Source organism: Luteolibacter pohnpeiensis (assembly GCF_016595435.1).
Lineage (GTDB): Bacteria > Verrucomicrobiota > Verrucomicrobiia > Verrucomicrobiales > Akkermansiaceae > Luteolibacter > Luteolibacter pohnpeiensis.
Genome location: NZ_JAENIJ010000027.1, coordinates 1 through 24,410, shown reverse-complemented (window position 1 = coordinate 24,410; position 24,410 = coordinate 1). Strand labels below are relative to the sequence as shown.

Below are 24,410 nucleotides of genomic sequence, written 5' to 3'. Positions count from 1 at the left end.
TTCGAAAGTCATTCATTGAGCACCTCCATGGTTACGGTTTCCAGCTTCCCGAAATGTTTTCTCCACCTTGATGCCACGGAGCCAATGAACCACCGTATCAGCTCGGTATGCTGCCCGCTCAGCTCTTTTTATCAAGGCATCGAGTTGCTCATGGCTCAGCTCAAGTAATTCAGCCGCAGGGGTCTTTTCAATGTCTTCATAATTAACAATCGTATCTGTCATGATCGTTCCTTTCTGTTCGTATTGATCATGCACAGCATGGGACACATCAGTAGGTGCAGGCGTGGTGCTAACCTGGTGTCCGTTGAGTGTAAATCGGCATGCTCAAACTCAAGTTTAGCGATCGGTGCAGATTTTAAATTCAAACAACTAGCTCAAGAAGTGGTCCATTTCCTCGAGGTAGTTCAATTCAGCAAGCAGTGCCAAAGAGTCAAGCCAGTGCGAATGCTTAATAGCACTACCTACGGAACTAGAAAGGGACCAAAAAAGCCAATGGAGTAAGCTTCGCCGCCATATTCGATGTTTTCGACGATCGAAAAGGGTGAGGTTTCGACTCCCCATTGAGCATCCGGCACATGAGGTCGCCGGTGACTTTCTTCCAAAGCTTCTCCCCTGCCTCGCGGTAGTAGAGTAGCGGCCATGTTTGTCATTTTTTTCGCTATCGGAGAAGACATACCTAAACTCCGTTTCGCCGGAGGCATTCATCTTTGTAGGTAGCTCAGCTTAATTATGACAAGCGTTGGCGTCTCCGCTCTTGATCAAAATGTTCAAGCTGCCCACCCGAGCACGCGCTTGTTAGGCTATCATCTCGTGTTTAAAATAAACATTTAGGTTGACGCCGTCAACCAGACGGACTAATCATCAAACGGAAAATTAAATTGCTACCCTGAAAACCTATTATGCCCATAGTTCTTATTACTGGAGGCCATACCGGCATTGGATTCCAATGTGCGGAACGCCTAGCGTGTCATCACCGGAAAGATCTTATCCTGGCCGGACGAAGCATGGAACGAATGAAACCCGCCGCAGAAAAATTACGCAGTTACGGGGTCAAAGTTTGGACAATTCAGTTAGACACTTCATCTATGAGGTCGGTCAGGGTAGCCTCTGAGATCGTGCGGGACATCCTATCGGAGCATCTATGCGGAACACTTCAAGCGCTCATCTGCAACGCGGGTGTTTCTTCTAGCGGTCCTGTGTCGTACAGCGAGGACGGCTATGAGAAGACTTTCGCCACAAACTATCTCGGACACTTCTTGCTAACTGAGTTGTTATGTGACGCGATTGCTCCCAAGGGCCGCATCCTTTTAGTAGTCAGTGGAACCCACGATCCCGACACGATGGACGGCAAAATGGTAGGACGAGCCGCTGAACCGGATGCGTTCGCTCTAGCCCATGACGGCAAGGATGGCCAGAAACCGCTGGCTGGCGGCAGACATTACTCGACCTCCAAACTCTGTATGGTGATGATGGCTTATGAGTTGCACCGACGCCTGCGAAAATCGGAAAGCCATATTGCCTCCATAGCCTATGACCCGGGTGCAATTCCGGAAACAGGACTGATACGAAATCTCCCCCTGCCCCTTCAGGCATTTTTCAGACTCCCGCCCGTAAAATGGCTAGTTGCACACGCGGGTGTGACAACGGGGTCTCTCGAATTTTCCGGAAACAGACTTGCTGACATCGCCGTCGAAAAACAATATGCGGATGATTCCGGTAAATATCTTCAGTCAAGCAACGGACGATTGATCGAGGCGAGATCATCCCGCGTGTCTTATGATGGTGAAAAAGCGCAACAACTATGGGACCAGACAAAAACATTAGTAAAGCTGACCACCGAAGAAGAGCCGCAGTTGCTGAGTTAAGCACCCCACAAAGGTTGATCGATTCCGCGCGAGAACTTCTGGATACGGGGGGCGAGAACGCTGTGACCATGCGGGCGGTCGGGCATCTGTGCGGCCTATCTCACAATGCCTCGTATAAGCACTTCAAGAGCCGAAAAGCCTTGCTTGCAGCGGTAGCCGCCGAAGAGTTCTTCACATTGACCGAGCGACTGGATCATTTGCACGAGACTCAAACCAATCATCCTCTGGTGAAGCTGGAACAGGCACTCGATATCATTATTGAATACAGCGTCACATACCCGGACCGATATCACCTTCTTTTTGCGGCAGATATGACGACAGTCGAGATGACTGAGGATCTGGCGCGCGGTGCACGCATGGCGTTCGACTCCTTCTGTGCTATCGTCACGCAAACCCGGGAGAACAGTCAGCAAGGAGCTATCCCGGATGCCTCGCTCGCCGGCATTATGCTTGCAACGCTACAGGGGCTGAAAACCCAAGAGGACAACGGCAGAGTCAACATCGAGAAAGGCCAGTTGGGAGTTCGTGACGGAATGAAGCTACTGGTAAGTCTGATCATCGCCAAATCCTCGATTTCTTAAGGGCACATCCGGCAACCTCACCTCGTGAAAAATCGGCTATTGAAAATCAAATGATTACCAATGCCGCTTTGACGGAATCTGAAGTTGCTGGATGTTGGATGTGCCCTATAGTGCCATCATCTGCAGTAACTATAAAATACTTCAAATATTCCAGTCGCTAAGCACGAATCTGCCTCATTTGGGTAATAACTCACCTCGTTTCCCATACCGGAGTGTGCAATGGAGCCTGTACAAGCAGCGGGAATCGTACAGATCGCCTCAAATCCGTTGAAGCCAGTTGGTTTACATCGCCCTCGCCATTGACACCTCGATCTGTTTCGGGGATTTTATCCTCCGGATAAATGGAGGGGTGTGCACATAAGCTGAAAAAGGAGTGCAATATGTCCCTGAAAATACCAAAGCGAACCTGGCTCACACTTCGTGAAGTTGGCATGCACTGGAAGGTCGATGATATCGAGGTCAGGCATTGGCTGAGTTCTGGATACCTAACTGCTCACGTCTGGCTTCCCGTCATGAGCGTCATAGAGCGAAATAAAACAAACCGACAAACAGAATCAGTAAGAATGCACCATTGGGAGGGATACACTGAGCTTTCCAAAGAGCATTGTCATCGACTCTTTCGTATGGGCACCATTCGACTTCGGGAATTTCATGATACCTACAATAATTTGAATTACATCCTACCGGATTCCGCTGACGACATTGCAGTCATGCCAGATGACCTCATGATATTGGAACGAGATCGGCTTAAATTTGAGCAAGCACTTTCCGGAAGTATCAATTCTAATAGGAACCTACAGCTGATTACAGATAAAATAGCTCATAATTCAACTTTTACACCCAGCTTCCGTTCAATTCATTTAGAAGGAAAACAATATCATTTCGGTTCAATGCAGGCAAAAGCACTAGAAATTCTTTATCAAGCAGGTAAAGACAATCATCCGTGGTGCAACGGCAAACAATTATTAGCAGAAGTTGGATCACAGAGCTATACACTATCCAATCTCTTCAAACGAAAGCCAATTTGGCGCAAGCTGATCCAATCAAACAAAAGAGGATTTTACAGATTACGCAATGCTATATCCGAAGATACATTTCACAACACATCAATCATTTAACCACCCGAGCATCATCTATAATATACATGAAACCATTAGACTCATCATCATTTTTATCACTTCCCATAAGATGAAAAACACCTTCGATTGTAAGCGTATCACTATCCCATTTTAACGGTTTTGCATTTTTCGGAAACCTCACCAGGACAACACCATTTTCTTCTGGAGGATTACAGAAAAAACAACCAACCGCACCCTCTGTAAGCATCAATTTAATCATATGATTCGGATCATCATATGGAGACACAAAACCAGTTATTTTAACTTTTTTCCCTGCCAGTTCATTAATCGATCGGGGGTAAATTGGTGGTCTTCCGTCAGGATGTGAACCGAGACCCAAGAGTTTAAAAGTAACAATTTTCACGCTACCATCATTGGCTTTCGCAGACACATTAGACAACAATAGGGGCAAACAACCCATAATATAGGTAATTTTCATCATCTTCATAACACGGATTATAAAAGTATTTTTCAAGTCAAATATTCAATAAATAATTTATACAATTTTAAGATTTTGACAAATCATCAGTAGGCTCTCTTCTATAGGCGAGGATAGCAGGCAGAAGGCCAGCAATGATCCCACCAACAGCAATGATAGAGAGTGAGTAAAGTTCAGATCGATCCAATTCATAAGGGTGGATGGAAACTCCCCATAAATTTCGTAAGGATTGATTCGCGGCATAAAGACCACCGTGCCCTAATAGCATACCAAAGCCGATGCCAAGCACGGTAAGAATAAGTGCTTCCGTTAAAACCAGTGCCAGAATTTCTCTCCGATGAGCTCCTAATGCTCTCATAATCGCGAGATCGGCTCGGCGCCTCTCCGCAGCTTGATAGAAGGTGGCTACGATTGTGAGTGCCGATACCAAAACCACTAAGCAGGCGATACCAAGGAGCGCGTTCTGAACTGGTTCGAGAATCCGGACAAAGAGCCTATGCAATTCATTTACTGGAATCGCCGCCATGGATTCAGTTCGCTTTTGAATTTCTTGCGTCATCCATAGTCTCATTCCAACGGCTTTAAGTCTCAATAGAACAGCAGTAACTTCACGATTTTCACTGAGGCCTTTTACAGGATCAATACCAGCAAGCTTGGCATGTATCTCAGCTTCTTTTTCATGGATTCTCCAGACAGAGGACAGACTAACATAGATTCCTCGATCTGTAGACATTCCACTAGAATTCAGAATCCCTACAACTCGATAAGGAAAGTCAGTGTGTTGGGAAGATCCTGCAGTCGAAACCAATCCATGGGTCCCGACAAATGAATCACCGATTTTAAGCCCGCTCTGGCGTGCGACATCAGCACCTATGACTGCCTCAAGATCTTGTTGAAATGAACGTCCTTCTCGGAAAGAGAATAGTTTTTTATTAATGTCGCCACGATCGGTTAAATCGAATAAGCTTGGTTCTGTGCCGATAATTCTGAATCCATGATAATTATCCCCCAATCCCACCGGAATAGCCATTGAAATCCGGCGGTCTTTTTTCAACGCTAGGTACCTCGAATAAGGGATATTTCCTGTAGGAATATCAAGTTGATAGATGCTACTGAGGACAAGTTGTAAAGGACTACCTTTAGCACCAACGACCAAGTCATACTGACCACTTTCTTTTGAAAAACTCGTCTCACTCTGACGGCGCAAAGTTAATACGGATGAAATCAAGGCAACTCCCAGAGTGATTCCAGCAAGAGTCAAAATCGTAACCAATCGCCGACTCCAGAGGTATCGCCAAGCCATTTTCCACAAGCTCACGCGGCTACCTCCTTCCGAGTATGAACTAAGCCACGGCAATCGAACTGCCTGGGCAGCTTCGTGGCGAGCATGGAATCATGTGTTACAAAGAGAAGTGCGCAGTTTTCTTCATGGCATACTGAGCGGATCAAATCAAATACCACGGACGCAGTATCAGGGTCTAAAGCAGCGGTAGGCTCATCAGCAAGTAGAAGTTGTGGCCGGTTTGATAAGGCCCTTGCAATTGCAACTCGCTGACGCTCACCCATCGAAAGCTGATCCGGACGGGAGTTTATGCGGTCTTTCAAGCCAACTTTTTCCAGCAACTGATATGCTCTTTCCGATCGTTCTGTGACTGCGGGCCTTGAGCCAAAACGGAGTCCAATCGCAACATTTTCAAGTGCAGTGAAAGGTCCCAACAAACTGAACCCTTGAAATACGAAACCTATTTCCCGGCCTCGAAAAGCATCCATTCGTGCTGTACTAAGCTCATCGATCCTTCGGCCCGCGACATGGATTTCACCTGCATCAGGCCGCTTTAAACCTGAAACGAGATTTAACAAAGTGGATTTGCCACAGCCGCTTGGTCCAGTTAAGGCAACTTGCTCACGCGCTTTCAGTTGAAATTCTGGGAGGCGAAACTCTACAACTTCCTGTCCTGAATGTCCTAAAATCAAACCACAATCTCGGATTTCAACCGTATTAATACTGTTGTTCATCGCGAAATGATTTTGTTGGCATCGCCATGATTTTGTTGCGGCTTTGCTTCGTGTACATGTGGCATCCCAGCCGCTTCCATTAACTGTTCAACAATCGGATGAATACCAGCCAAGAGGTCCATCACTTCTTCGCCATCCTGAGTAGCAGGATGGTCCAAGAGATCCGTTAAACTCTTAAGATCAGACTGAAGTGTTTTTATTTTATGAGGATCTTTAGCGTTTGCAGGAATCTTGTCTTTTTCCACAGCCTCTGAAGCTAATTTGGCTGTAGTTGCTATATTTCGTAATGCTTTAATATCTTTAATCTCGCTTAAAGCTTCACACTTCTCTGCGACTTCATCCAATTTTCTGAGATTCGGCCATTTTACGACCTCTTCAGAGAAGCCAATAGACGCTAAACAGAAAAAGACGACCACTGCCAAAGGTAGATGCATTTTTTTTGAATTCATTAGACTACTTTCTGAGGTTCATTTTTTAGACTAAGTGCGTTTCGCAACTGGACTCAGCAGACATTAACGCACATTTTTTGCAAGTGGTAATTTTATACTCATGCAAATCATCGAATTGTATTCGGTAATGCTGATGCATTTTTTTTGCAGTTGCATTATTTTTGCTTTCGTGGATATTTCGCCGCCGATCAAACGACACATAACTGTATGATTTTCAGGGAAAAATATTCGTCACAGCGCACCTCATACTCTAGCGGACAAATAGGTTCATAAAGAAATCGATCCGCGAATATGAGTGAGCTGAATGTTCCAAGTCTGGTTCTCGCAGGCTTCGAGTCCTCCGGGAAGTCTTCCTTGTTCCGCGGCCTTACGCGCGAAGCTTCCGGTGAGGAGGCGAATTTCCGTGGCTCAACCGTCCGTTGCAGGAGTTGTTTTTCCCACGACTGCCGCTGTGATGTGGTGGATACTCCCGGCTTACGACTTGAAGGAGATCCTCTCACCACTCGCCTTGCCATGGATCGGATCAGCAGCACTGATACGATACTTCTCGTAGTTCGTGGAACTGATCTGCAACATGAGCTGGGTGAGCTGCTCAAGCAAATCAAACTGGCAGGCAAACGGATCGCCATTGCCGTTACGTTCTCCGATAAAAATCCGACCGAGGTTCAGAGACTTGCCGCGCATTATCAGTCCTCTCTTGCTGTTCCCGTGGTGACGCTCGACGCACGGGAGCTTAGCCCCGAAAACCGCACCGACCTTCTCAGGGCGATCGCCCGCGCCTGCAAACCCGGCACCACCAAACCACCTTTGCCGGTTCCGGGCTGGGGGCTGTTGCCGAACGCGTCTTGGTTCGAACGCCCGATCATCGGGCCATTGATTTCCATCCTGCTGTTAGGGGCCTTGTGGGCGCTACCGGTGATCGCCGCCTTCCGCTTGGCGGATGCGGTTCAGCCAATGATCGACAGATCCGTGATCCAATCGCTGACGAGTTGGCTAGGTGAATTATTGCCACCATTTCTTGCTGCTATTTTCTGCGGCCAATACGGTCTGATCACACTCGGGTGGTATTCGTTTTTATGGGCGTTCCCTGTGGTCTTGTTTCTCTCGATCTCAACTGCTTTGGTCGAACAATCCGGACTCCAGGACCGCATGATTCGCAGCTTGGATCCGTTGCTAAGGGCATTTGGATTGGGAGGTCGGGACTTGATGCCTGTTCTAACTGGTTATGGTTGCAATGTAGTCGCCGTGCAGCAAAGCCGTGCCTGCTCACGCTGCACCCGCCGATCGTGCGTTTCCATGATCACCTTCGGCAGTGCCTGCAGTTACCAAATCGGCGCAACCTTGTCCGTTCTCGGCGCAAGTGGCCACGGATTACTATTTGCACCGTACCTTGCTCTGCTGTTTGTGGTCAGCTTGATCCATACCCGAATCTGGAATGGCTCCGCCACCAATCGGGTGCTATTGCCATCACGTGAAAGATCCTTCCTCCAGTGGCCGAAACCTCTGGCGATTTGGTGGAAGATCAAATCCTCTCTGCTCCAGTTTCTATTCCAGGCGATGCCAATTTTCCTGCTGATCTGCATCGTCGGTGCCGTGCTCGAACAAATCGGCCTACTTACAACACTGGCAACCCTTCTTTCTCCAGCATTGTCCATTTTCCATCTCCCCGGATGGACCGCACCAGCCGTAGTGTTTTCGATTCTCCGCAAGGACGGTCTCCTCATCATCAATCAAGGAAACGGCTCCATGGCTGCCACCTTGAGCACCGGTCAGGCATTCACCCTGGTCTGGCTGGCGGGAACTCTCACCGCTTGCCTTGTGACCCTTTGGACAGTCCGCAATGAACTCGGCTGGTCGGTTGCGGCAAAGCTTGCAGGTCGACAAGCGCTCACCTCCGTCATCGTCGCAATCATACTCGGCCTCATTATTCCATGAATCCAATCCAATCATCCTCCGAAACCCATTTCGATGTGCTGATAATCGGCGCAGGTCCCGCAGGACTTGGAGTCGCAGTTGCCCTCCAAGCTTGTGGAGTGAAAAAAATGGCGATCCTGGAAGCCAAAACCATCGGTGCGTCCTTCGGTCACTGGCCTAAACAAATGCGCCTGATCACACCGTCGTTTTACTCAAATCCATTCAAGCACCTGGATTTGAACGCCATTACACCAGACACCTCTCCGGCTGATTTTCTGCGTTCTGAACACCCGACAGGAGCAGAATATGCGACCTATCTGCGTGCGGTTGCCAGCCATCATCAGATCGATGTGAGATGCAATATTCGCGTCGAAGAAATCCGCAAAGACGCTTCCGAGCCAAATAGCTCCGACTCGTGCTTTGAATTGGAAACCAGTTCCGGCCGCTTCACATCACGTTTTGTTGTTTGGGCTGCGGGTGAATATTTCTATCCACTCGAAAACAACATTGATGGAGCTGAACACTGTATCCACAACACCAAGGTCACGGACTGGAATCAGCTATCCGGCAATGAATTTGCAGTGATTGGTGGATATGAAAGCGGAATCGATGCTGCTATTCATCTGCTGCGTGCGGGGAAAACCGTTCACCTATTCTCACGTGGCGAGCCATGGGGAGATTCTTCCACCGATCCGAGCGCAGCCCTGAGTCCTTACACCAGGGATCGTTTGAGAGAAACCCTCCCCGGCCGCGAAAGCCGCCTCCACCTTTACCGCAATGCCGACATCTCGCGCGTGCTATCGACCGGTGGTAAATGGGTCTTGTTCGACCGCGACGAAATTCCTTTCACCATCTCCACCCAACCGATTCTGGCAACAGGTTTCCTCGGCAGCCTGATGCAGGTCATCGAACATTTCGAAATTCAAAAAGGCCGAGTCGTATTCACGGAGGAGGCGGATGAAAGCACCATCACACCGAATCTGTTTTACAGCGGACCGCTGCTGCAGCACCGGGAAGCAAAATTCTGCTTCATCTATAAATTCCGCGCGAGGTTTGGAGTGATCGCCCGAGAAATCGCAACTAGACTCAGTCTGGACGTTAAGGCACTGGAGCCATTTGCCGAAATGGGCATGCTTCAGGAGGACCTGGAATGCTGCACCAACTGCGAGTGTGCTATCCCCAGCGCAGCTGAACCTCAGGATGCGAGGGCCCGTGCCTACTCCAAGGCTGCGGCCGAACGCACAGCTCCCTCTCAGCCCACAGGCACTCGCAGCTAACCTTCAGCGATGGCGTGCGAATGAACTCAAGCCGAAATTATGCCCGATTGGCCAAGGATTTCTCAACCCAGCGTTTGGTTGGCCAAGACTATCCTGAAGGATTCAAGGGAGAAATTCTCATCCCCGCCAATACCCTTTGCTCGCTTCAATTTCTGGTCGCTGAAGTAGTCGAAGGCCCTTTGGATGGGCTGAGATTTGACATTAGGGGTTCCGATTGGAAACGGAGCGATCCCCTCTAACGACACTTGTTTGGTCTTGGTGCATCAAAATTTTTAATGCAATTTATTTGCGTTTGCTGATCGCGCAGGTTTTACTCCTTCCGTGAGCAACTCAGAGAATACTGGAATTTATCGTGATCGATTGAGCGTTGAGCAAGTGGAGGAAAGCGATCAGTTTGCTCCTAGGTTTGATAGCAATGGATTGATTCCTTGCATCACCCTCGATTCGAACACACGGCAAGTGTTGATGTTTGCCATGATGAACCGGGAAGCATTGCAGCTGACCATTGAGACCGGCCTTGCTCATTATTGGTCGCGTTCCCGCGGCAAGCTTTGGAAAAAGGGTGAGACTTCAGGAATGGTACAACAGGTGAAACGCATGCTGATCGATGATGATCAGGATTGCGTGGTAATCGAAGTAGGACTCACTCCTCCGGTTGGTGGTGGCCAGGAGGCATCCTGTCACGTCGGTTACCGGAGCTGTTTCTATCGCGAGGTTCCGATAGGTCGAAAGTCAGAAAAACCCATCCAGCTGACCTTTATTGAGACCGGCAAAGCATTCGACCCCGTTGCAGTTTATGGTGACACCCCGAATCCGACTCGTCTTTGAGTGATGCTTCTTGAACCTTTGCCAGAACTGGTTTCCATGCGTCCCATGGTGCTGATCTCAGGATTTCTGGGAGCTGGGAAAACCACCTTCCTGCGTGATCTGTTGCAGCAACTCGTGCCGCATCAACTTACCGCAGACGTTATTCTCAACGATTACGAGAATGCCAACCTCGATGCTGAAACCTTGCAGGAAAAAGCAGCTACCATTGCCCCACTTGCTTCCAGCTGCGCTTGCTGCAGTGGCTTGAAAGATTTGGTAGATCTCGCTGTCGCAGCTCAAACAACACGCAGTGATGTTTTGTTGGTGGAGCTCAATGGCACTGCGGACCCCATTCCGCTGTTAGAATCATTCACATTGCTCGAGCGAAAACTCCGGTTCCGCCCGCGCTGGCAAATCGGCGTCATTGATGCCAGGCATTTCGGCAACCGTGGCTATTACGATGAACTCGAAGTCCAGCAGCTGCAAACCGCGAGCCATTTTCTGCTGAGCCACCTGGATTCTGTGCCGAAGTCCAAACGGAAGGAATTATTTACCCAGATTCAAAAATTGAATCCCTACGCATCAAGGACCATCGCAAGTCGCTTGGCGGCAAATTTAGCAGGAGTCATCGCCACCTCGTCACCCGTTGTCGTTAGCAAAACTGAAGAACATCCCTCCGCTCACGCTCATCACCAACACGGACATCATCTTTCGCACACATTCACTGGCTGTCAGATTCTCCTCCCTCCTCGCCTCAGACTAAAACAGGTTACTTCCTGGTTGGCGTCATTGCCCGAATCCGTCATCAGGGCAAAAGCGCTCGTCACCCTTATCGAGGAACCTGGATGTCGCAAATTGTTCGAACGGGTCGGACTCGATACCATGCCGAAACCTCTCGAAGTCCCCATCAGCGACCGGGTTCCGACATCCGCGATCTGCATCGGCCCTCAACTTGATCCCAATGAATTGCTTGAACACGCCAGGCAGCATTTTGGCCCAAGCGTGAAAATTCCCGAAGATGAGTAACACTCTAACGATTTCTAACAAAATACCATTGGTAATTGTCACCGGCTTCCTAGGTGCCGGAAAGACGACGTTCCTCCGCGAATTGTTACCCCTGTTGTCGGATTGCGCTCGCCGCCCTTATGTCATTCTAAACGATTTCTTGAACGCTGAAATCGACTCAGCTACCTTGAAGGGAGTCGTCGACGAAGTGCATGCCATCTCTGCTGGATGCGTCTGTTGCGAATCAAGCGACGCGCTGAACCGGACACTGCATGCAATCAGAAATGAGCCACCACCAATAGTTTTCATAGAGGCAAATGGAACGACCGATCCCTATCCGCTGATCGAGCTCGTCACCTTGCTGCCTCGACATTTCCAACGCTTCGGTCCGGTCTTACAAGTCAACATAATCAATGAAAAACGCTGGCAAAAACGGCTGCTACCTTGGGATCGGAGTTTGGAGCGCGCACAGGCAGCAACAGCAAGCCATATCCTGACGAACCGAAGCTCTGCTGCTTCCTTAAAGCAACAACTACGACTCAGAACCGACTTATCAAAAATTAATCCGCATGCAGAAAGAGTTCTGTCTATTCCCGACTTCGCAAAAGTGATCCGGGCTTTGTCGCAAAGCGCGATTCCCCAGCCAGAGCTGAATTTGTCAGCACCAATCGGGCACGCTCATCACCACGTCGCCACGCGAATTGAACTCCCAGCACTTCGCGAAGAAGATCTCATCCGTTGGCTAGTCTCATTCCCAGCTCACATACTCAGGATTAAAGGCGCTGTAAGACTCATCAACAGTGAACATGAAGCCTGTTTTTTTCAGCGTACGGACGATGAGCTTGAACGCCCGACCATTCTCAAAGGGAAAATGCCTGAAACCACCTTACCCTGTGCGGTTTTCATCGGTATCAAACTCGATTCTCAAGCGATTCAGCAATCCTTGAAAGAGCTTCTTGCGGCTCCGCCTCCAAGTGCAGGGGAAGTCAACTTCACGCCGACCCGACTCCCCGCCTTGCTTTCTCACCATAAGCAGAAAATTTCTGAATAAGAATCTGATCATCGATCAAACCACTACCAGCATTGACGTTCATGAGATTTCTCTGAAACCGCACTGTTATATTTATACAGAATTCAGGCAGTTTCAAAATCTATCAGAAACCTTCGTCGACCAATTTGACCTTTAATGCCTACATTTCAAAATCTCATCGACGATCAATGCCTCGAAGCGCGTGACACCATTTTGGCAATGGCCGAAATTTTCGACCAATGGGATGCTGCCAGAGTAAACGGAAAGATCACTGATGAACAGGAAAGCCAGTTGAGAGCCATTCGCCAGGCAATGGCCTATCTCGCGTTCGGAGACAATTCCACTCCAAGAACCGAGGTACTGTTAAAATTATTAGACGAAGCTTGATCCCCAACTTCATGTCTCAAACTCTTATCATCTAACAAACCTGTCCCATGCAACTCAGCCTTTATGACACCATGTCGCGCAAACTATGCCCGATCCTGCCATCGGACGGCACGACACTTCGGTTTTATTGCTGCGGTCCCACGGTTTATGGTCCTGCCCATATCGGCAATTTTCGGACCTTCGTCATGCAGGATCTTTTTCGTCGTGTTGTCGAGATGACAGGCACCCCTACCCGACATGTGCGCAATCTAACTGATGTCGATGACAAGACGATTCTCCGATCCCAAGCGGAAAACCAGACACTAGCCACTTTCACCCGACAGTGGACCGGGCGCTTCCACCGTGACTGTGCCGAATTGAATTTACTTCCACCTCACATCGAACCATCAGCTGTCGCCCACATTCCAGATCAGATCGCACTCATCGAAAAGCTACTTTCGAAAGGTCATGCTTATGTTGCGAATGACAAATCGGTTTATTTCAACACCGCATCATTCCCACAATACGGTGCTCTATCCCGACTGAACGAAAGGTCGATCACCACTGGATCTGGTAGACTGTCACAAGATGAATACGAACGGGAATCTGCCGCCGACTTCGCGTTATGGAAATCTTATCGGCCCGATGACGGAGAAAATTCCTGGCATTCCCCCTGGGGACAGGGCCGCCCGGGCTGGCACATCGAGTGCAGCGCGATGTCGATGAAGCATCTTGGCGAAAGCTTCGATCTCCACTCAGGTGGTGTCGATCTCATCTTTCCACATCATGAAAATGAAATCGCTCAAAGTGAAGCCGCCACTGGCAAGCCTTTCGTTCAACACTGGTTTCATATCGCCCATTTACTGGTGGACGGACGTAAAATGAGTAAATCGCTGGGTAATCTTCACACATTGGCAGATCTGCGGAATCGAGGATATTCCGCCAATGAACTGCGTTATGTCCTGATGTCCGGGACTTATCGCCAGCCATTGAACTTCACTTTTGCTTCACTAGCCGCAGCACGGAAAGCCATCTCACGTCTCGGTCTCCTCCATCAGCGTCTTGGCGGAGACCCTGGCTACCTGCTTCCCGCACCCGAGGGCTTCGGTGTGTTTCTACCAGTCGTCGAAGCCCTATGTGATGACCTCAACAGTGCCGAAGCACTGGGGCGACTATTTACCATCACTCGAAAAATCACGGCTGATCTCGATGCCGACCGCTGCAGTCAAGCACAGTGTGAGCAATATCAGCATGGCTTCGCTTTGGTTCTCCATCTGTTCGGAATCATACTTTCTCCGAACCACGAGGGAGAAGCCCCGCCATGGGTTCACGCACTAGCTGCCGAACGGCTTCACGCGCGAAGACACAAAGATTGGCACAATGCCGACTTGTTGCGTGTACAACTTGCGAACTCCGGCTGGCAGGTCAGTGATTCCACCGATTCCTATACGCTCTATCCACTCTAATCAGAACTGCCCAGTCTCACTGATTGATACAGCACCACAACCAGTCTATACTTCATTTTTAATTAAATACATATTTTGATTTACATCACCATATTGCCAAGCTTCTCAAAATTTTATTCACTCACACAATTTAATAAAAATCATAAATAACGCACATATTGATATACATCTTAAAATATCCAAAATGCCATAGTATTAATACTAAAATCAAATCAGTTCATGATGCATCTAAAACCAACTTTGACACATGGCTATCCCCAGGCTCAACATGATCTAGGGGCCGGATCACTCTAACATCCTGTAGCTGTAAGGCACGCCAAAGTGCCCCAAGATCAGCCCCAAGAATCTGGATGGACCAAGCGTCCATTTTTAGGAGAATCTTATCCTCTTTGAAATCCCCTTCGTGAAATGCACTCCATGGCAGCATCTTTTCCTGATCGGGTAAGACCAAGGTCAATGTTGGAGAGCCGGGTTCTATATCATAACATTCAAAAGTACTATCGTTCATGACGTTTTCGATTCAATTCGCTGATTTGACGAAGGATTATTCCCCGAGGCTGTCCCTGTAACGCTCTTGTCACTGCCATCCCTCGTCGCAGTCTTCTAGCTGCTTCTATCCGATTTACCTTCGCTCGTTTCTTTGTGACTTTAGGTTCTGATGATTTCATTGCAGATCCAACTTTCGGAGGCATCTGCTTTATGAGCGATTCCTGTTGCGGTACTGGTTGCATGATGATCTCAGTTGAACGCTTCGTCACTTCGACAATCCGATCAAGCTGTTTTAGATTGACGTCGCCAAGGCGTTCTCGCTGCAAAGCATGGACATTGCTACGATTAGAAGTCTCCATTTTTGCCGAGCGCCAATCACGAATGAATGACTGCTCTAGTTTTGAATTCGGACTTGCACCAAACTTCGCGGTGTATTCCTTCCGGAACCGCTTCGTAGCAGAGGAATGCCCTTCCTTGATGAATTGTTCGATCCTCTTTTTGTCGGGAGCTTGACCAAAAACGTCCGTATATCGGTGTTCGAATGCCCGCCGTTGAACTGACCGTTGGCTAAGCAGAGCCTCCATTTCCTGAGGAATGCCTTTCAAGCGAAATGCCTCGCCAACACGTTCGGTTTCATAGCCAAGTTGCTGACATGCATGTTCGAGTTCACGATAAAATGCTCTACGGACTGCTCCACCAGCCTGTTCGGCCATTTGCTTTGGCTGCAGCGCAAGCCATCGACTATTAGATTCATCCCATGTCAAATTCGCGAATACCAAATGCGTGTGGAGCTGGGGATCAAGCATGCGGCTTGTATCATGCCGAAAGGCTGCGGCCACTGCATTCCCAGTGACTTTTAACTCCTCGGATTGATAAGACGAACCTGTTCTGACCCGGATGGCAGCAAACCCCTCAAGGCGCTCGAATGTGTTCCTTACGCAGTGGTCAAATGCTTTCAACAGCCTGTCATCGCCGCCTGTCATGGCGGCAATACTCACGGACTTGGGAGCTGAAACCACAAAATCATGGTAAGCAACCTTTGCCCTGCGTGGACGTAATTTCTGTCCAGTTTGGGGGTGACGGTTGGACCGCAAAGCTTCGAAGTCCGCTTGCCTTACTGGTTGCCCCTCGATCCCTAATTGTTCAGCGGCCTTACCTAACCAGTGACCGACCACTTCTTCTCCCTCTGAATAATAGTCATTCATCGAGAGATGCTGGCTCATGTATCCTCCCCCTCCCCGTATTTGAGTGACGGTGATCATATCTTTTTGAGATCAATCGGGTTCTGATCGTCGTAATGAAACCGCTTCTGAATGCGGTGGGACTTCGCCGGTGAAGTCCTGTGAATTTGTGTAACCACTGCGCCATCACCCGAATCATCGACCTTCTCGAACAACGGGCGTTTTGTACACTTCGCAATCCTTCGTCTGACACAATACTGCCTGACGGCTTCCCTGCTGACTTCGAGTTTTTTGTGGCTGGCGAGCCAGTTAGCGATGTTCCGGCACGGCCAACCCGCTGAGCGCATCGCTATGATTTCTGAGCGCCAAGGCTCAAGACGGCTTTGGTTCAGGGGCAGATAGGGTTCAAAGTTGGAGGTCATCACCCTCTGATACGCCAAACCCGCCTTGCCGGACCGTTGTTTTTTAACTTGGCAAATACTTGCATTCGGCTTGGCCTACCCTTGTTTTCGGCTTGCCGGATACTTGGCACGACCTTGGCAACTTGGCTTTTTCCTAAGCGCGCAGCGCTTAGGGTATTGTGTCTTGGCTTCTTGGCTTCTTGGCTTAGCTTTTTGGAACCTTGCTTGGCCTTTCTTCACCGCTCCCAAGCGCCACTTCTCTTGGCACAGACAACGGCTTAGCAATTGTGAAAGCAGGAACCAGCTAGATACAAAAACCTATTCTAGAGTTATGAGGCTCGCCTGCGCGACCGATATCCCAGTGATCATAAATTTCTTTTTGCAAATTATTTGCATTTGTGACTCATTCCTGATGTATTTGCGCAGGCGTAATCCTTAAAATTCCAGTTTATGCGCACCCAAATGCGATGAACTGGTCGATATCGGGTTACAGCCTGATTTTTAGCCATGATCGCATCAATAAATTCGAGACAACTGTTGGACACTTGGATCCACGGAATCAATCAAGGTGAGACTGAGAAAGTTTTGGAGCTTTACTCCGCTGACGCCGTCCTACTTCCCACCTTCTCATCTCGAACAATCGCTAACGAAGAAGGCCGCCGCCGATATTTCGAACGCTTGGCAAGCCGGGACGAACTTAGCGTCAGCCTCCACGAAAAAACCGTTCGCAGCCAAACCGTTGGCTCGATGGATGTGATCAGCGGAATCTATTGCTTCCGGTTTGCGATCGATGGCGAAATCCTTAGCTTTGAAGCTAGGTTCACATTTGCCATGGATCTCACGCAGGGCAGTCCGATCGTCCATCATCATTCCTCTCAAGTTCCACGTCAGCTTTCGTGATCATGCTCGAACCGCAAGAGGTCGTAGACACCTATTTCCTGGAGGCTCGGTACATGGCGCTGGAATTAGCTGCATGGTTCGATCGCTACGACTCAGCAGTCCAGCGATCAGGCGTGCCCGCACCGGATGACAAAAAACTGCGGGTGCTGCGCCAAGCATTGCAGCAACTGGCATCGCCGGAATTCGGCTCCGAAAGAACCGAGATGCTGTTGGAATTATTCGCCGCTACCTGACCTCAGCATCGCATGCAAATCATTCAGCCGCATTATCACGCCATTGCCCGTACTGCCCAGGACTATGAACGCATGGCGATGTCCGGGGTCGTTGCCGTAGCTGAGCCTGCCTTCTGGGCCGGCTTTGACCGCAGGTATCCGGAAACCTTCATCGATTATTTCCGCCAGATTAGTGATTTCGAACCAACCCGCGCTGCCCACTATGGGATACGGCACTTCTCATGGGTAGCGGTGAATCCAAAGGAAGCTGAGAACAGGGAGCTGACGACCGAAGTCTTAAAGGTGATGCCGGAATTTTTCTCACGGCCCACTGTTCTGGGCATAGGTGAGACCGGTCTCCACCATTCAACACGGAATGAGTGCGACGCGCTGCAGGCACATGTCGAACTTGCCATGAAGCACCATCAACTGGTCCTCATTCACACGCCACATCTCGGTGACAAAATGCAAGGCACCAAACGCACTTTGGAAATTCTGGCAGGTCTCGATGTAGCCCCCTCCAAGATCTGGATTGATCACGTGGAAGAGCAAACGATCCGCCTTTGTCTGGATGCCGGTTACTGGGTCGGAATGACACTTTATCCTATCACCAAATGCAGCCCAAAGCGTGTTGTTGATTCACTGGAACGATACGGAACGGAGCGAATTTTAGTGAATTCATCCGCCGATTGGGGACCGAGTGATCCATTCACCTTGCAGGAATGCATTATGGAATTCCGCCGACGTGGTCACAGCCTTCAAGAAGCCATAGAGGTTTTCCACAATAACCCGTGCCGTTTTCTTGGTCAAAACCCGAAGTTCGACATTCAACCTCTCCAAGTTAGCGAACTCCGCACCTGAAATGCCCACCTATCAATACGAAACTATCCCAACCGAAGATTATCCGGAAGTCCGTGCTTTCGAACTCAAGCAAAGCATGAAAGAGGCGCCTCTGTCCTGCGATCCGAAAACCGGCCAGCCGGTCCGCCGGGTGATCAGCGGTGGCTTCCGTCCGATGGGGTTACGAGGTCGATCGTCGCCAACTGTCGCTGCACCTTCTTGCTCACACGATGGCGGCCCATGCTGTGGGTAAGAAATTCATCATCATTCACGAACTACCTGCCCCACTCCACGGATTCACCATTTCTCGATTTCATACATGTCACCGCTAGAAGAACTTCGCCACTCCACCGCTCATGTAATGGGCGCTGCCATCCTACGCTTGTTTCCAGACACCCTGCTCGACATCGGGCCACCCACTGCCAACGGATTTTATTACGACGTCACCGGATCGCACCGTTTCAGCCCTGAGGATTTCCCGGCCATTGAAGAAACGATGCGTGCCATTGTCGCGGAGGATCAGCAGTTCATCCGGAAGGAAATCGGACGTGAGCAAGCATTGGATTATTTCCAGAGCCGTGGCCAGGCTTTCAAAGTCGGCCGCCTTGCCGACATCCCCGAAGGAGAAACCATCACCTTCTTTCAAAACGGCGAGTTTACCGATCTTTGTGCAGGAACTCATTTGAAATCCACCGGCCAAATCGGTGCCTTCAAGCTGCAATCAATCGCCGGTTCATACCATCGGGGCGATGAGACTCAGCCGCAGCTCCAACGCATTTATGGAACGGCATTCTTCCACTCCTCAGAACTTGAGGATCACTTAATAAAGCTCGAACAAGCAGCCCTGCGGGACCATCGCAAGCTGGGTCAGCAGCTCAAGCTCTACCGCATCGACCCTACCATCGGCAGCGGACTTCCCCTGCTTCTACCAAAAGGAGCCATCATCCGCAACGAGTTGGAGAAACTGATAGCAGAGAAGCTTTTTGACTACGGCTATGACAGCGTCCATTCGCCACACATAGGGTCGATTGATCTCTACAAAACATCCGGCCACTATCCCTACTATGCAGATAGTATGTACGAACCGATTCACATCGATGACCGGCAGTTCCTGCTGAAGCCGATGAACTGTCCAATGCACATCCAGGCCTATACAGTGGAACCTCGAAGCTACCGCGACCTGCCACAGCGCTATGCGGAATTCGGCACCGTTTACCGGATGGAACAAAGTGGAGAATTGAGCGGACTGGTGCGTGTCCGTGGATTCACGCAGGATGACGGACATATTTTCTGCACCGCGGATCAGCTGAAGGACGAGTTCAAGAATTGTCTGAGTCTCGTTCAGGAAGTGATGGCCGTTTTTGATCTCAAAACCAAATGTCGTGTGTCCCTCCGCGATCCAGAGAACAGGAACAAATATGCCGGTGGGGATGAGCTCTGGAATCCGGCTGAACGTTGCATCATTGAAGTGGTGAAAGAGCTAGGACTCGAACACACCACCGGTCTAGGCGAAGCCGCATTCTACGGACCTAAGCTCGACTTCATGGCACTTGATGCCCTCGGCCGCTCATGGCAACTCGGGACAATCCAGGTCGACTTCAGCCTACCGGAACGATTCTCCCTTGAATACACCGGCAAGGACAACTGCCCCCACCGTCCAGTGATGATTCACCGCGCCGTCTTTGGTTCCATTGAACGTTTCATGGGACTTCTCATTGAGCATTTCGCTGGCGATTTTCCGTTATGGTTGGCTCCGGAACAAATCCGCATTCTTCCCATTAGCGATGGACAATCGGAGATGGCTGCCGAGCTACATTCACGATGTAAAAAACTACGGGTCAGAGCTGCAATCGATGGCAGCAAGGACCCAATCGGTGCAAAAATCCGCCGAGCTCAACTCGACAAGACTCCCCTCATGCTGATTCTTGGCAGACGCGAAGCCGAGGCAGGTTGTGTATCAGTTAGATCAAGGAGTCATGGCGATGAAGGGTTTATAGGCATCAACGATTTCTTCACTGCACTGCCCACACGGCTTGCCCGCTAGTCCGTTATGCCCGACGCACTATCACCCCCGTTCTTTGATGGCATGAATGTGACTTTAATCACCGGATTTCTGGGAGCTGGCAAAACGACTTTCCTCAGCCGCCTGATCCATGAACACGCCACCATACGAAAACTCGGATTCATTGAGATTCGGAAAGAGCAGTTTCAAAAAGATCCAGACATTCCAGCCAAAAGGCAGGGTCCATCGCATCATATCGGATCGAGTCTCGCCCGGTCCGTGTGGCCAAAAGAATATTCGCAGGTTCCAACAAAAGATCGTCGATCAGAGCTTGGTGGAGGTAATCCAGAATTTCATCGCCACACGACCGTAATGTCGGATTTTTGCCTTCGGCATGCTGCCGAAGCCAATCGATCACTAATTGGAAACTCAGGTCTTCAGGTTTCACCCCCATCCTCGCTGCGGACTGCAAGTGATCGGCCGCGATACGGTTAAGTCGTTTCACGACTCGCTTCGCCTCCTCTTTTGGGTTCTGGATCGGACTGGGTGAAGGTTCCACCACAGGCTGGGAAATATCTTGTATGGTGGGAAGTCCCGGCACACCGCCCAGCCAAAGCCCGCTTGCGAAAACCTTTCTTTTTCCCAAGACTGGCAAGGAACTATCGCTACTTTCAGCATCAGATGGCGTACTCACAAAGCGGTGTTAACTTCCCTCTGCATTTTATGCAAATCATTTGCAACTGCATTCATCTTTGATAAGGATGCTCATCGATTCGTCACATGCACACGTTTACCAATTACGAAGACTGGAAATTAGCAATTACCCAAAAATGCGGGCTCCACCTCACCGAAGCCTACTGCACCGAGCGGGCAGCAGCACTCCGGAATCTCAAAGATGAAAAAACACAGTCGTTTCTTACCACTTATGGCGAAGAGTATTACAAACAAGTAATTGCATGGTTTGAAAAGGCTCTTAACGAAGCCAAATCAAGTCAGAGCTGATTATCTATCTTGGTGCAGCTGAGGAGCGTATCAGCAAGTGCTGTTACACGGGACCACAGCATTGATAGACATCTAGTGCTTAAAAAATCTTCATTGAATCCCATTTCCGAGCATTGAACCACGGCGGCCTATCACAGGATCGCTCATGCCGTCTTTTCCTGTTTCCACGCGACCGGCGTAACGTCTGAGGAAGTGTGGGGCATCGTCGATGGTGATGCTGAAATCATACCAATTGAACTGTCCTGTGAGTTCAAGCCGCTGCAAAACCGATTGGTTGGGAGACAGAGTCTTGATGATGGGGGCGCTCCCATAGGCCAGATCCGTAATGATGACTCGAATTGATTTCGATCGCTGAAGGTTCTTCAGATCCACCACAAGTTGTCCGCCGGTATTCGTCTCGTAGGAAATGCCGATATCCATTCCTGGATCGGTCATGTCACCGCGGTATTCCCGATAAAATCCATTGGGCCCGTAGCTACGCAGGTGGTAGAGACCGTTTTCGAAGGCCGCTAGCGGCCAGGAATATTCAATTTTGTCACCGGCACTCACCGCAAATGACCACCTACGGCATGTCTCGTCGGTCGTCTCCGTATCTGAAGTCTCCGCGACCTCATCCCGATGATAAATGCCAGGTGCATAGACCTGAAATGGTGCACCTACACTCTTTTCTCCGAACACACGTTGTCCCGCTTCGAAGATGATTGAGAATTTCTCCTCATCACGGTTCAGGCGACCTTCGGCATCGAGTTCATAGGGCAAAGCACGTGATGGCCGACCACCTGGTTCCTGCTGCGGCAACAAGGGTGACTTCTGCGGGTTTTGGCGAATTTCCTGAATCTCATCCATCGTTAAACTTTTATAGCTGTCGGGTTGCCCTTTAAACTTCGAGCGGTGGATTTGGGAAACGAACGGGTCGCGCTTCACGGGTGAAGGATTCTCCCCTTTTTCCATGCCATTGGATTGAAAGGCTGAAGTTAGATCTCCGCAAATCGTCCGGCGCCAAGTGCTGATGTTTGTTTCTTTCAGCTTTGAAGAAGTTCTTTTCGCCAGAAACACCTCCAGAAATTGAAGCACTGAGGTGTGGTCGAAAACCTCGGAACAAACATACCCGCCGCGCGACCAAGGCGATGCAATCACCATCGGCACCCGATATCCGAGACCAATCGGATGGCCGGTTTCATCGAATTCCAAAGCGGTATCAATGCCATCCGACACCGCACCACTCCCCGGCTCGGCCGGATGCGGTGGAACGAATGGCGGAATGTGATCATAGTAGCCATCGTTTTCATCATATGTTAGAATGAAGATCGTCTTTTTCCAAACTTCGGGATCACCCGTCAGAATATCCAAGACTTCCGAAACATACCAAGCTCCATACCAAGGCGCACTCGGATGGTCTGAAAAGTTTTCCGGGGCGACCAACCACGAAACCGTAGGCAATTTGCCGGTCTTCACATCATGCCTGAATTGATGCAATACATCGCCAGCGGGCACTTTGACTTTACGGTTTGTATCACCATCTCGATATTCGAGAGTCACGATTTCACGCTGCAGCGGGTCACCCGTATTGGTCGTAAATGCATTTTGATGAAGGGCGCGTTCGCGAGCGGATAATTTTCCAAATGCTTCCGGTGAACATGCCTCAAGCTCTTCCTTAAGCTTGGCTAACTCAGCTCTTTTGGTGTCTTTATTTTGATCCACATCCAAGCTTTCAGTGCCGTCACCGACCTCTTCTAACTGACTGGTTAGATCGCCGATTTGATCCTTCAAAAAAGCAACATGAGCCGGAGCAAACTCAACGTGATACTGGGAAAAATACTCCATCGTATTGTCCCCGAAATTGCCAAGCCACGAGTCTTGCGTGTGAGTCAGCCCAGTTGGGAAATCGATCTCATTCTGATAGATTTTCCAAGGGATTCCAAGATCCTGCAGGCGCTCGGGAAACGTCGTCCAATCGGCATGGGAATCATGGTCGATTTGATCATTATCAAGTCGAACCTGAGCCTCGGGATCACGCGGATCGCGGTTCGTCCCCGTCCACAAGAAAAGTCGGTTGGGTGTGGTGCATGACTGAACCGAGGAGAAATGTTGATCACAGATCGTAAATGCATCTGCGAATGCATAATAAAACGGAACATCGTTGCGGTCATAGTAACCAAGGGTTAAGGGCAATTTCGAATATTCCTCATATTCAGATTGCTTCGCCTTCAGCCAGCAATCGTGCTTGCCATCGTTTCCCGCAGCAATTTGCGAGCTGCGGACATGGGGCAAGCAGCCCATCCAGGTCGCCTTCGTCTCATGAATCTTCAAACCAAAAGGAGCATACGTATCGCCATCGCTGTCGGTTTGCAGCCACACAGGATTGCCTCCAGGCAGGGTAACGGCGCGTGGATCCTCGTAGCCACGAACGCCACGTAGAGTTCCGAATGCATGATCAAACGACCGGTTCTCTTGCATCAAGATCACCACATGCTCGGCGTCCATGAAGGTGCTACCTTCTTCGGGTTCGATGTTCAGTGCCTTTAAGATGGCCGGAGGCATTGCAGACAAAGCTCCCAGGCCTCCGGATAACATGGCGGCACGCTGTAAAAAATCACGTCTTGAAAGCATCAGTTGAAGGCAGTGGATTGGAAGAAACCAGTATAACCGCGCCAATGATGAAATCTTTCAGTTCGAACAGAACATCAATCACTTTCGGATGACGTAAACTTCTAACCAACGGGGCTTTGCTGGAAAATTTCTATCATCTGACTGCATCGTAGAACTCCCCCATCAACTATTCGTCTGCCATGGATCAATCAGTTTAACACCAGAGGTGGCGAAATCCTTCGTATTCCGGGTCGCAATTGAAGCGTTTACGCTCTTGGCGATACCAGCGATCATCATATCAACGACATTTCCGCTAAGTTCCTTCTTATTGCGGCGCGCTGCGATCTCAGCAAAGATGTGAGCTGATTGTTCATCAAAAGAGAGAATGCGCCCTTCAAACCCCTGTGCGACAAATCCGGTGAAATGATCCGCCAATCGATCACGCCGCTTGCCGCGATCGA

The 24,410-nt window shown here is 49.6% G+C and carries 25 protein-coding genes and 1 pseudogene; 17 read left to right on the top strand and 9 right to left on the bottom strand.

Features of this window, described 5'->3' with window-relative positions; genetic code table 11:
• Nucleotides 1-12: 12 nt before the first annotated feature.
• The gene (locus tag JIN85_RS15205) at nucleotides 13-222 is read right to left on the bottom strand and encodes a hypothetical protein (RefSeq protein ID WP_200272256.1); all 210 of its coding nucleotides are present in this window, start codon (nucleotides 220-222) and stop codon (nucleotides 13-15) included.
• Between the two features lie 677 nt (nucleotides 223-899).
• Here JIN85_RS15205 and JIN85_RS15200 point away from each other — a divergent pair.
• The 3 genes from JIN85_RS15200 (at nucleotide 900) to JIN85_RS15190 (ending at nucleotide 3,564) form a co-directional block, all read left to right on the top strand.
• Nucleotides 900-1,865, top strand: coding sequence for an SDR family NAD(P)-dependent oxidoreductase (locus JIN85_RS15200; RefSeq protein WP_200272254.1), 966 nt, complete (start codon nucleotides 900-902; stop codon nucleotides 1,863-1,865).
• A 14-nt stretch (nucleotides 1,866-1,879) separates the two neighbouring features.
• Entirely contained in the window at nucleotides 1,880-2,446 is a 567-nt protein-coding gene (locus JIN85_RS15195; RefSeq protein WP_200272252.1) for a TetR/AcrR family transcriptional regulator, read from the top strand.
• A gap of 341 nt (nucleotides 2,447-2,787) precedes the next feature.
• Nucleotides 2,788-3,564 carry a hypothetical protein gene (locus JIN85_RS15190; protein WP_200272250.1) on the top strand — a complete coding sequence of 259 codons (777 nt, stop codon included), beginning with the start codon at nucleotides 2,788-2,790 and terminating at the stop codon, nucleotides 3,562-3,564.
• Here JIN85_RS15190 and JIN85_RS15185 read toward each other — a convergent pair.
• From JIN85_RS15185 to JIN85_RS15170, 4 genes are all read right to left on the bottom strand, one after another.
• Entirely contained in the window at nucleotides 3,557-4,006 is a 450-nt protein-coding gene (locus JIN85_RS15185) for a DUF3299 domain-containing protein (protein ID WP_200272248.1), read from the bottom strand. The two genes, JIN85_RS15190 and JIN85_RS15185, sit on opposite strands and share 8 nt — an antisense overlap.
• Before the next feature lie 64 nt (nucleotides 4,007-4,070).
• Complete coding sequence (locus JIN85_RS15180; protein WP_200272246.1) at nucleotides 4,071-5,276, bottom strand: ABC transporter permease; 1,206 nt, start codon at nucleotides 5,274-5,276, stop codon at nucleotides 4,071-4,073.
• A 41-nt stretch (nucleotides 5,277-5,317) separates the two neighbouring features.
• Nucleotides 5,318-6,019: an ABC transporter ATP-binding protein gene (locus JIN85_RS15175; protein WP_200272244.1), complete on the bottom strand. Its 702-nt coding sequence runs from the start codon at nucleotides 6,017-6,019 to the stop codon at nucleotides 5,318-5,320.
• Nucleotides 6,016-6,468, bottom strand: a complete 453-nt coding sequence (locus JIN85_RS15170; protein WP_200272242.1) for a hypothetical protein — start codon at nucleotides 6,466-6,468, stop codon at nucleotides 6,016-6,018. The genes JIN85_RS15175 and JIN85_RS15170 overlap by 4 nt, the downstream gene beginning before the upstream one ends.
• Nucleotides 6,469-6,759: 291 nt before the next feature.
• Here JIN85_RS15170 and JIN85_RS15165 point away from each other — a divergent pair, with 291 nt between their 5' ends.
• From JIN85_RS15165 to cysS, 7 genes are all read left to right on the top strand, one after another.
• A complete protein-coding gene (locus tag JIN85_RS15165; RefSeq protein ID WP_200272240.1) occupies nucleotides 6,760-8,403 on the top strand; it encodes a nucleoside recognition domain-containing protein in 1,644 nt (547 codons plus the stop codon).
• Entirely contained in the window at nucleotides 8,400-9,659 is a 1,260-nt protein-coding gene (locus JIN85_RS15160) for an NAD(P)/FAD-dependent oxidoreductase (protein ID WP_200272238.1), read from the top strand. The genes JIN85_RS15165 and JIN85_RS15160 overlap by 4 nt, the downstream gene beginning before the upstream one ends.
• Nucleotides 9,660-9,980: 321 nt before the next feature.
• A complete protein-coding gene (gene hisI / locus JIN85_RS15155; RefSeq protein ID WP_325109557.1) occupies nucleotides 9,981-10,487 on the top strand; it encodes a phosphoribosyl-AMP cyclohydrolase in 507 nt (168 codons plus the stop codon).
• 3 nt (nucleotides 10,488-10,490) lie between these two features.
• Nucleotides 10,491-11,492 carry a GTP-binding protein gene (locus JIN85_RS15150; protein WP_234047456.1) on the top strand — a complete coding sequence of 334 codons (1,002 nt, stop codon included), beginning with the start codon at nucleotides 10,491-10,493 and terminating at the stop codon, nucleotides 11,490-11,492.
• On the top strand, nucleotides 11,485-12,522 hold the full coding sequence (locus JIN85_RS15145) for a GTP-binding protein (protein ID WP_234047455.1): 1,038 nt from the start codon (nucleotides 11,485-11,487) through the stop codon (nucleotides 12,520-12,522). Before JIN85_RS15150 ends, JIN85_RS15145 begins: the two co-directional genes overlap by 8 nt.
• 135 nt (nucleotides 12,523-12,657) lie before the next feature.
• On the top strand, nucleotides 12,658-12,888 hold the full coding sequence (locus JIN85_RS15140; RefSeq protein ID WP_200272232.1) for a hypothetical protein: 231 nt from the start codon (nucleotides 12,658-12,660) through the stop codon (nucleotides 12,886-12,888).
• A gap of 47 nt (nucleotides 12,889-12,935) precedes the next feature.
• Nucleotides 12,936-14,333, top strand: coding sequence for a cysteine--tRNA ligase (gene cysS / locus JIN85_RS15135; RefSeq protein ID WP_200272230.1), 1,398 nt, complete (start codon nucleotides 12,936-12,938; stop codon nucleotides 14,331-14,333).
• A 497-nt stretch (nucleotides 14,334-14,830) separates the two neighbouring features.
• Here cysS and mobF read toward each other — a convergent pair whose 3' ends face one another.
• Complete coding sequence (mobF, locus tag JIN85_RS15130; protein WP_325109552.1) at nucleotides 14,831-16,084, bottom strand: MobF family relaxase; 1,254 nt, start codon at nucleotides 16,082-16,084, stop codon at nucleotides 14,831-14,833.
• A gap of 857 nt (nucleotides 16,085-16,941) precedes the next feature.
• Here mobF and JIN85_RS15125 point away from each other — a divergent pair.
• From JIN85_RS15125 to JIN85_RS22125, 6 genes and pseudogenes are all read left to right on the top strand, one after another.
• Entirely contained in the window at nucleotides 16,942-17,304 is a 363-nt protein-coding gene (locus JIN85_RS15125) for a nuclear transport factor 2 family protein (protein ID WP_200272227.1), read from the top strand.
• A gap of 2 nt (nucleotides 17,305-17,306) precedes the next feature.
• Nucleotides 17,307-17,537, top strand: a complete 231-nt coding sequence (locus tag JIN85_RS15120; protein WP_200272225.1) for a hypothetical protein — start codon at nucleotides 17,307-17,309, stop codon at nucleotides 17,535-17,537.
• A gap of 12 nt (nucleotides 17,538-17,549) precedes the next feature.
• A complete protein-coding gene (locus JIN85_RS15115; RefSeq protein ID WP_200272223.1) occupies nucleotides 17,550-18,377 on the top strand; it encodes a TatD family hydrolase in 828 nt (275 codons plus the stop codon).
• A 1-nt stretch (nucleotide 18,378) separates the two neighbouring features.
• Entirely contained in the window at nucleotides 18,379-18,609 is a 231-nt protein-coding gene (locus tag JIN85_RS15110) for an FmdB family zinc ribbon protein (protein ID WP_200272221.1), read from the top strand.
• A gap of 66 nt (nucleotides 18,610-18,675) precedes the next feature.
• Nucleotides 18,676-20,400 (top strand): threonine--tRNA ligase, encoded by a 1,725-nt coding sequence (gene thrS / locus JIN85_RS15105; RefSeq protein ID WP_200272219.1) that lies wholly within the window; start codon nucleotides 18,676-18,678, stop codon nucleotides 20,398-20,400.
• A 6-nt stretch (nucleotides 20,401-20,406) separates the two neighbouring features.
• A pseudogene (locus tag JIN85_RS22125) lies at nucleotides 20,407-20,523 on the top strand (GTP-binding protein); the annotation flags it as partial.
• Between the two features lie 16 nt (nucleotides 20,524-20,539).
• Here the strand turns inward: JIN85_RS22125 and JIN85_RS21420 are convergent.
• Nucleotides 20,540-20,863 carry a hypothetical protein gene (locus JIN85_RS21420; RefSeq protein WP_234047454.1) on the bottom strand — a complete coding sequence of 108 codons (324 nt, stop codon included), beginning with the start codon at nucleotides 20,861-20,863 and terminating at the stop codon, nucleotides 20,540-20,542.
• A 275-nt stretch (nucleotides 20,864-21,138) separates the two neighbouring features.
• On the opposite strand from JIN85_RS21420, the gene JIN85_RS15095 reads away from it, so the two are divergent.
• Nucleotides 21,139-21,360 (top strand): hypothetical protein, encoded by a 222-nt coding sequence (locus tag JIN85_RS15095; RefSeq protein WP_200272215.1) that lies wholly within the window; start codon nucleotides 21,139-21,141, stop codon nucleotides 21,358-21,360.
• 90 nt (nucleotides 21,361-21,450) lie between these two features.
• Here JIN85_RS15095 and JIN85_RS15090 read toward each other — a convergent pair whose 3' ends face one another.
• Both JIN85_RS15090 and JIN85_RS15085 read right to left on the bottom strand, forming a co-directional pair.
• Nucleotides 21,451-23,970, bottom strand: a complete 2,520-nt coding sequence (locus JIN85_RS15090) for a phosphocholine-specific phospholipase C (protein ID WP_200272213.1) — start codon at nucleotides 23,968-23,970, stop codon at nucleotides 21,451-21,453.
• Nucleotides 23,971-24,132: 162 nt separating this feature from the next.
• On the bottom strand, nucleotides 24,133-24,410 hold a 278-nt coding region (locus tag JIN85_RS15085), incomplete at its 5' end, for a PIN domain-containing protein (protein ID WP_325109541.1).

Coding starts and splice junctions, on each gene's coding strand:
- JIN85_RS15205 (WP_200272256.1), bottom strand. CDS start 222: ATGACAGATACGATTGTTAATTATGAAGACATTGAAAAGACCCCTGCG.
- JIN85_RS15200 (WP_200272254.1), top strand. CDS start 900: ATGCCCATAGTTCTTATTACTGGAGGCCATACCGGCATTGGATTCCAA.
- JIN85_RS15190 (WP_200272250.1), top strand. CDS start 2,788: ATGGAGGGGTGTGCACATAAGCTGAAAAAGGAGTGCAATATGTCCCTG.
- JIN85_RS15185 (WP_200272248.1), bottom strand. CDS start 4,006: ATGATGAAAATTACCTATATTATGGGTTGTTTGCCCCTATTGTTGTCT.
- JIN85_RS15175 (WP_200272244.1), bottom strand. CDS start 6,019: ATGAACAACAGTATTAATACGGTTGAAATCCGAGATTGTGGTTTGATT.
- JIN85_RS15170 (WP_200272242.1), bottom strand. CDS start 6,468: ATGAATTCAAAAAAAATGCATCTACCTTTGGCAGTGGTCGTCTTTTTC.
- JIN85_RS15165 (WP_200272240.1), top strand. CDS start 6,760: ATGAGTGAGCTGAATGTTCCAAGTCTGGTTCTCGCAGGCTTCGAGTCC.
- JIN85_RS15160 (WP_200272238.1), top strand. CDS start 8,400: ATGAATCCAATCCAATCATCCTCCGAAACCCATTTCGATGTGCTGATA.
- JIN85_RS15150 (WP_234047456.1), top strand. CDS start 10,491: ATGCTTCTTGAACCTTTGCCAGAACTGGTTTCCATGCGTCCCATGGTG.
- JIN85_RS15145 (WP_234047455.1), top strand. CDS start 11,485: ATGAGTAACACTCTAACGATTTCTAACAAAATACCATTGGTAATTGTC.
- JIN85_RS15140 (WP_200272232.1), top strand. CDS start 12,658: ATGCCTACATTTCAAAATCTCATCGACGATCAATGCCTCGAAGCGCGT.
- cysS (WP_200272230.1), top strand. CDS start 12,936: ATGCAACTCAGCCTTTATGACACCATGTCGCGCAAACTATGCCCGATC.
- mobF (WP_325109552.1), bottom strand. CDS start 16,084: ATGATCACCGTCACTCAAATACGGGGAGGGGGAGGATACATGAGCCAG.
- JIN85_RS15120 (WP_200272225.1), top strand. CDS start 17,307: ATGCTCGAACCGCAAGAGGTCGTAGACACCTATTTCCTGGAGGCTCGG.
- JIN85_RS15115 (WP_200272223.1), top strand. CDS start 17,550: ATGCAAATCATTCAGCCGCATTATCACGCCATTGCCCGTACTGCCCAG.
- JIN85_RS15110 (WP_200272221.1), top strand. CDS start 18,379: ATGCCCACCTATCAATACGAAACTATCCCAACCGAAGATTATCCGGAA.
- thrS (WP_200272219.1), top strand. CDS start 18,676: ATGTCACCGCTAGAAGAACTTCGCCACTCCACCGCTCATGTAATGGGC.
- JIN85_RS15095 (WP_200272215.1), top strand. CDS start 21,139: ATGCACACGTTTACCAATTACGAAGACTGGAAATTAGCAATTACCCAA.
- JIN85_RS15090 (WP_200272213.1), bottom strand. CDS start 23,970: ATGCTTTCAAGACGTGATTTTTTACAGCGTGCCGCCATGTTATCCGGA.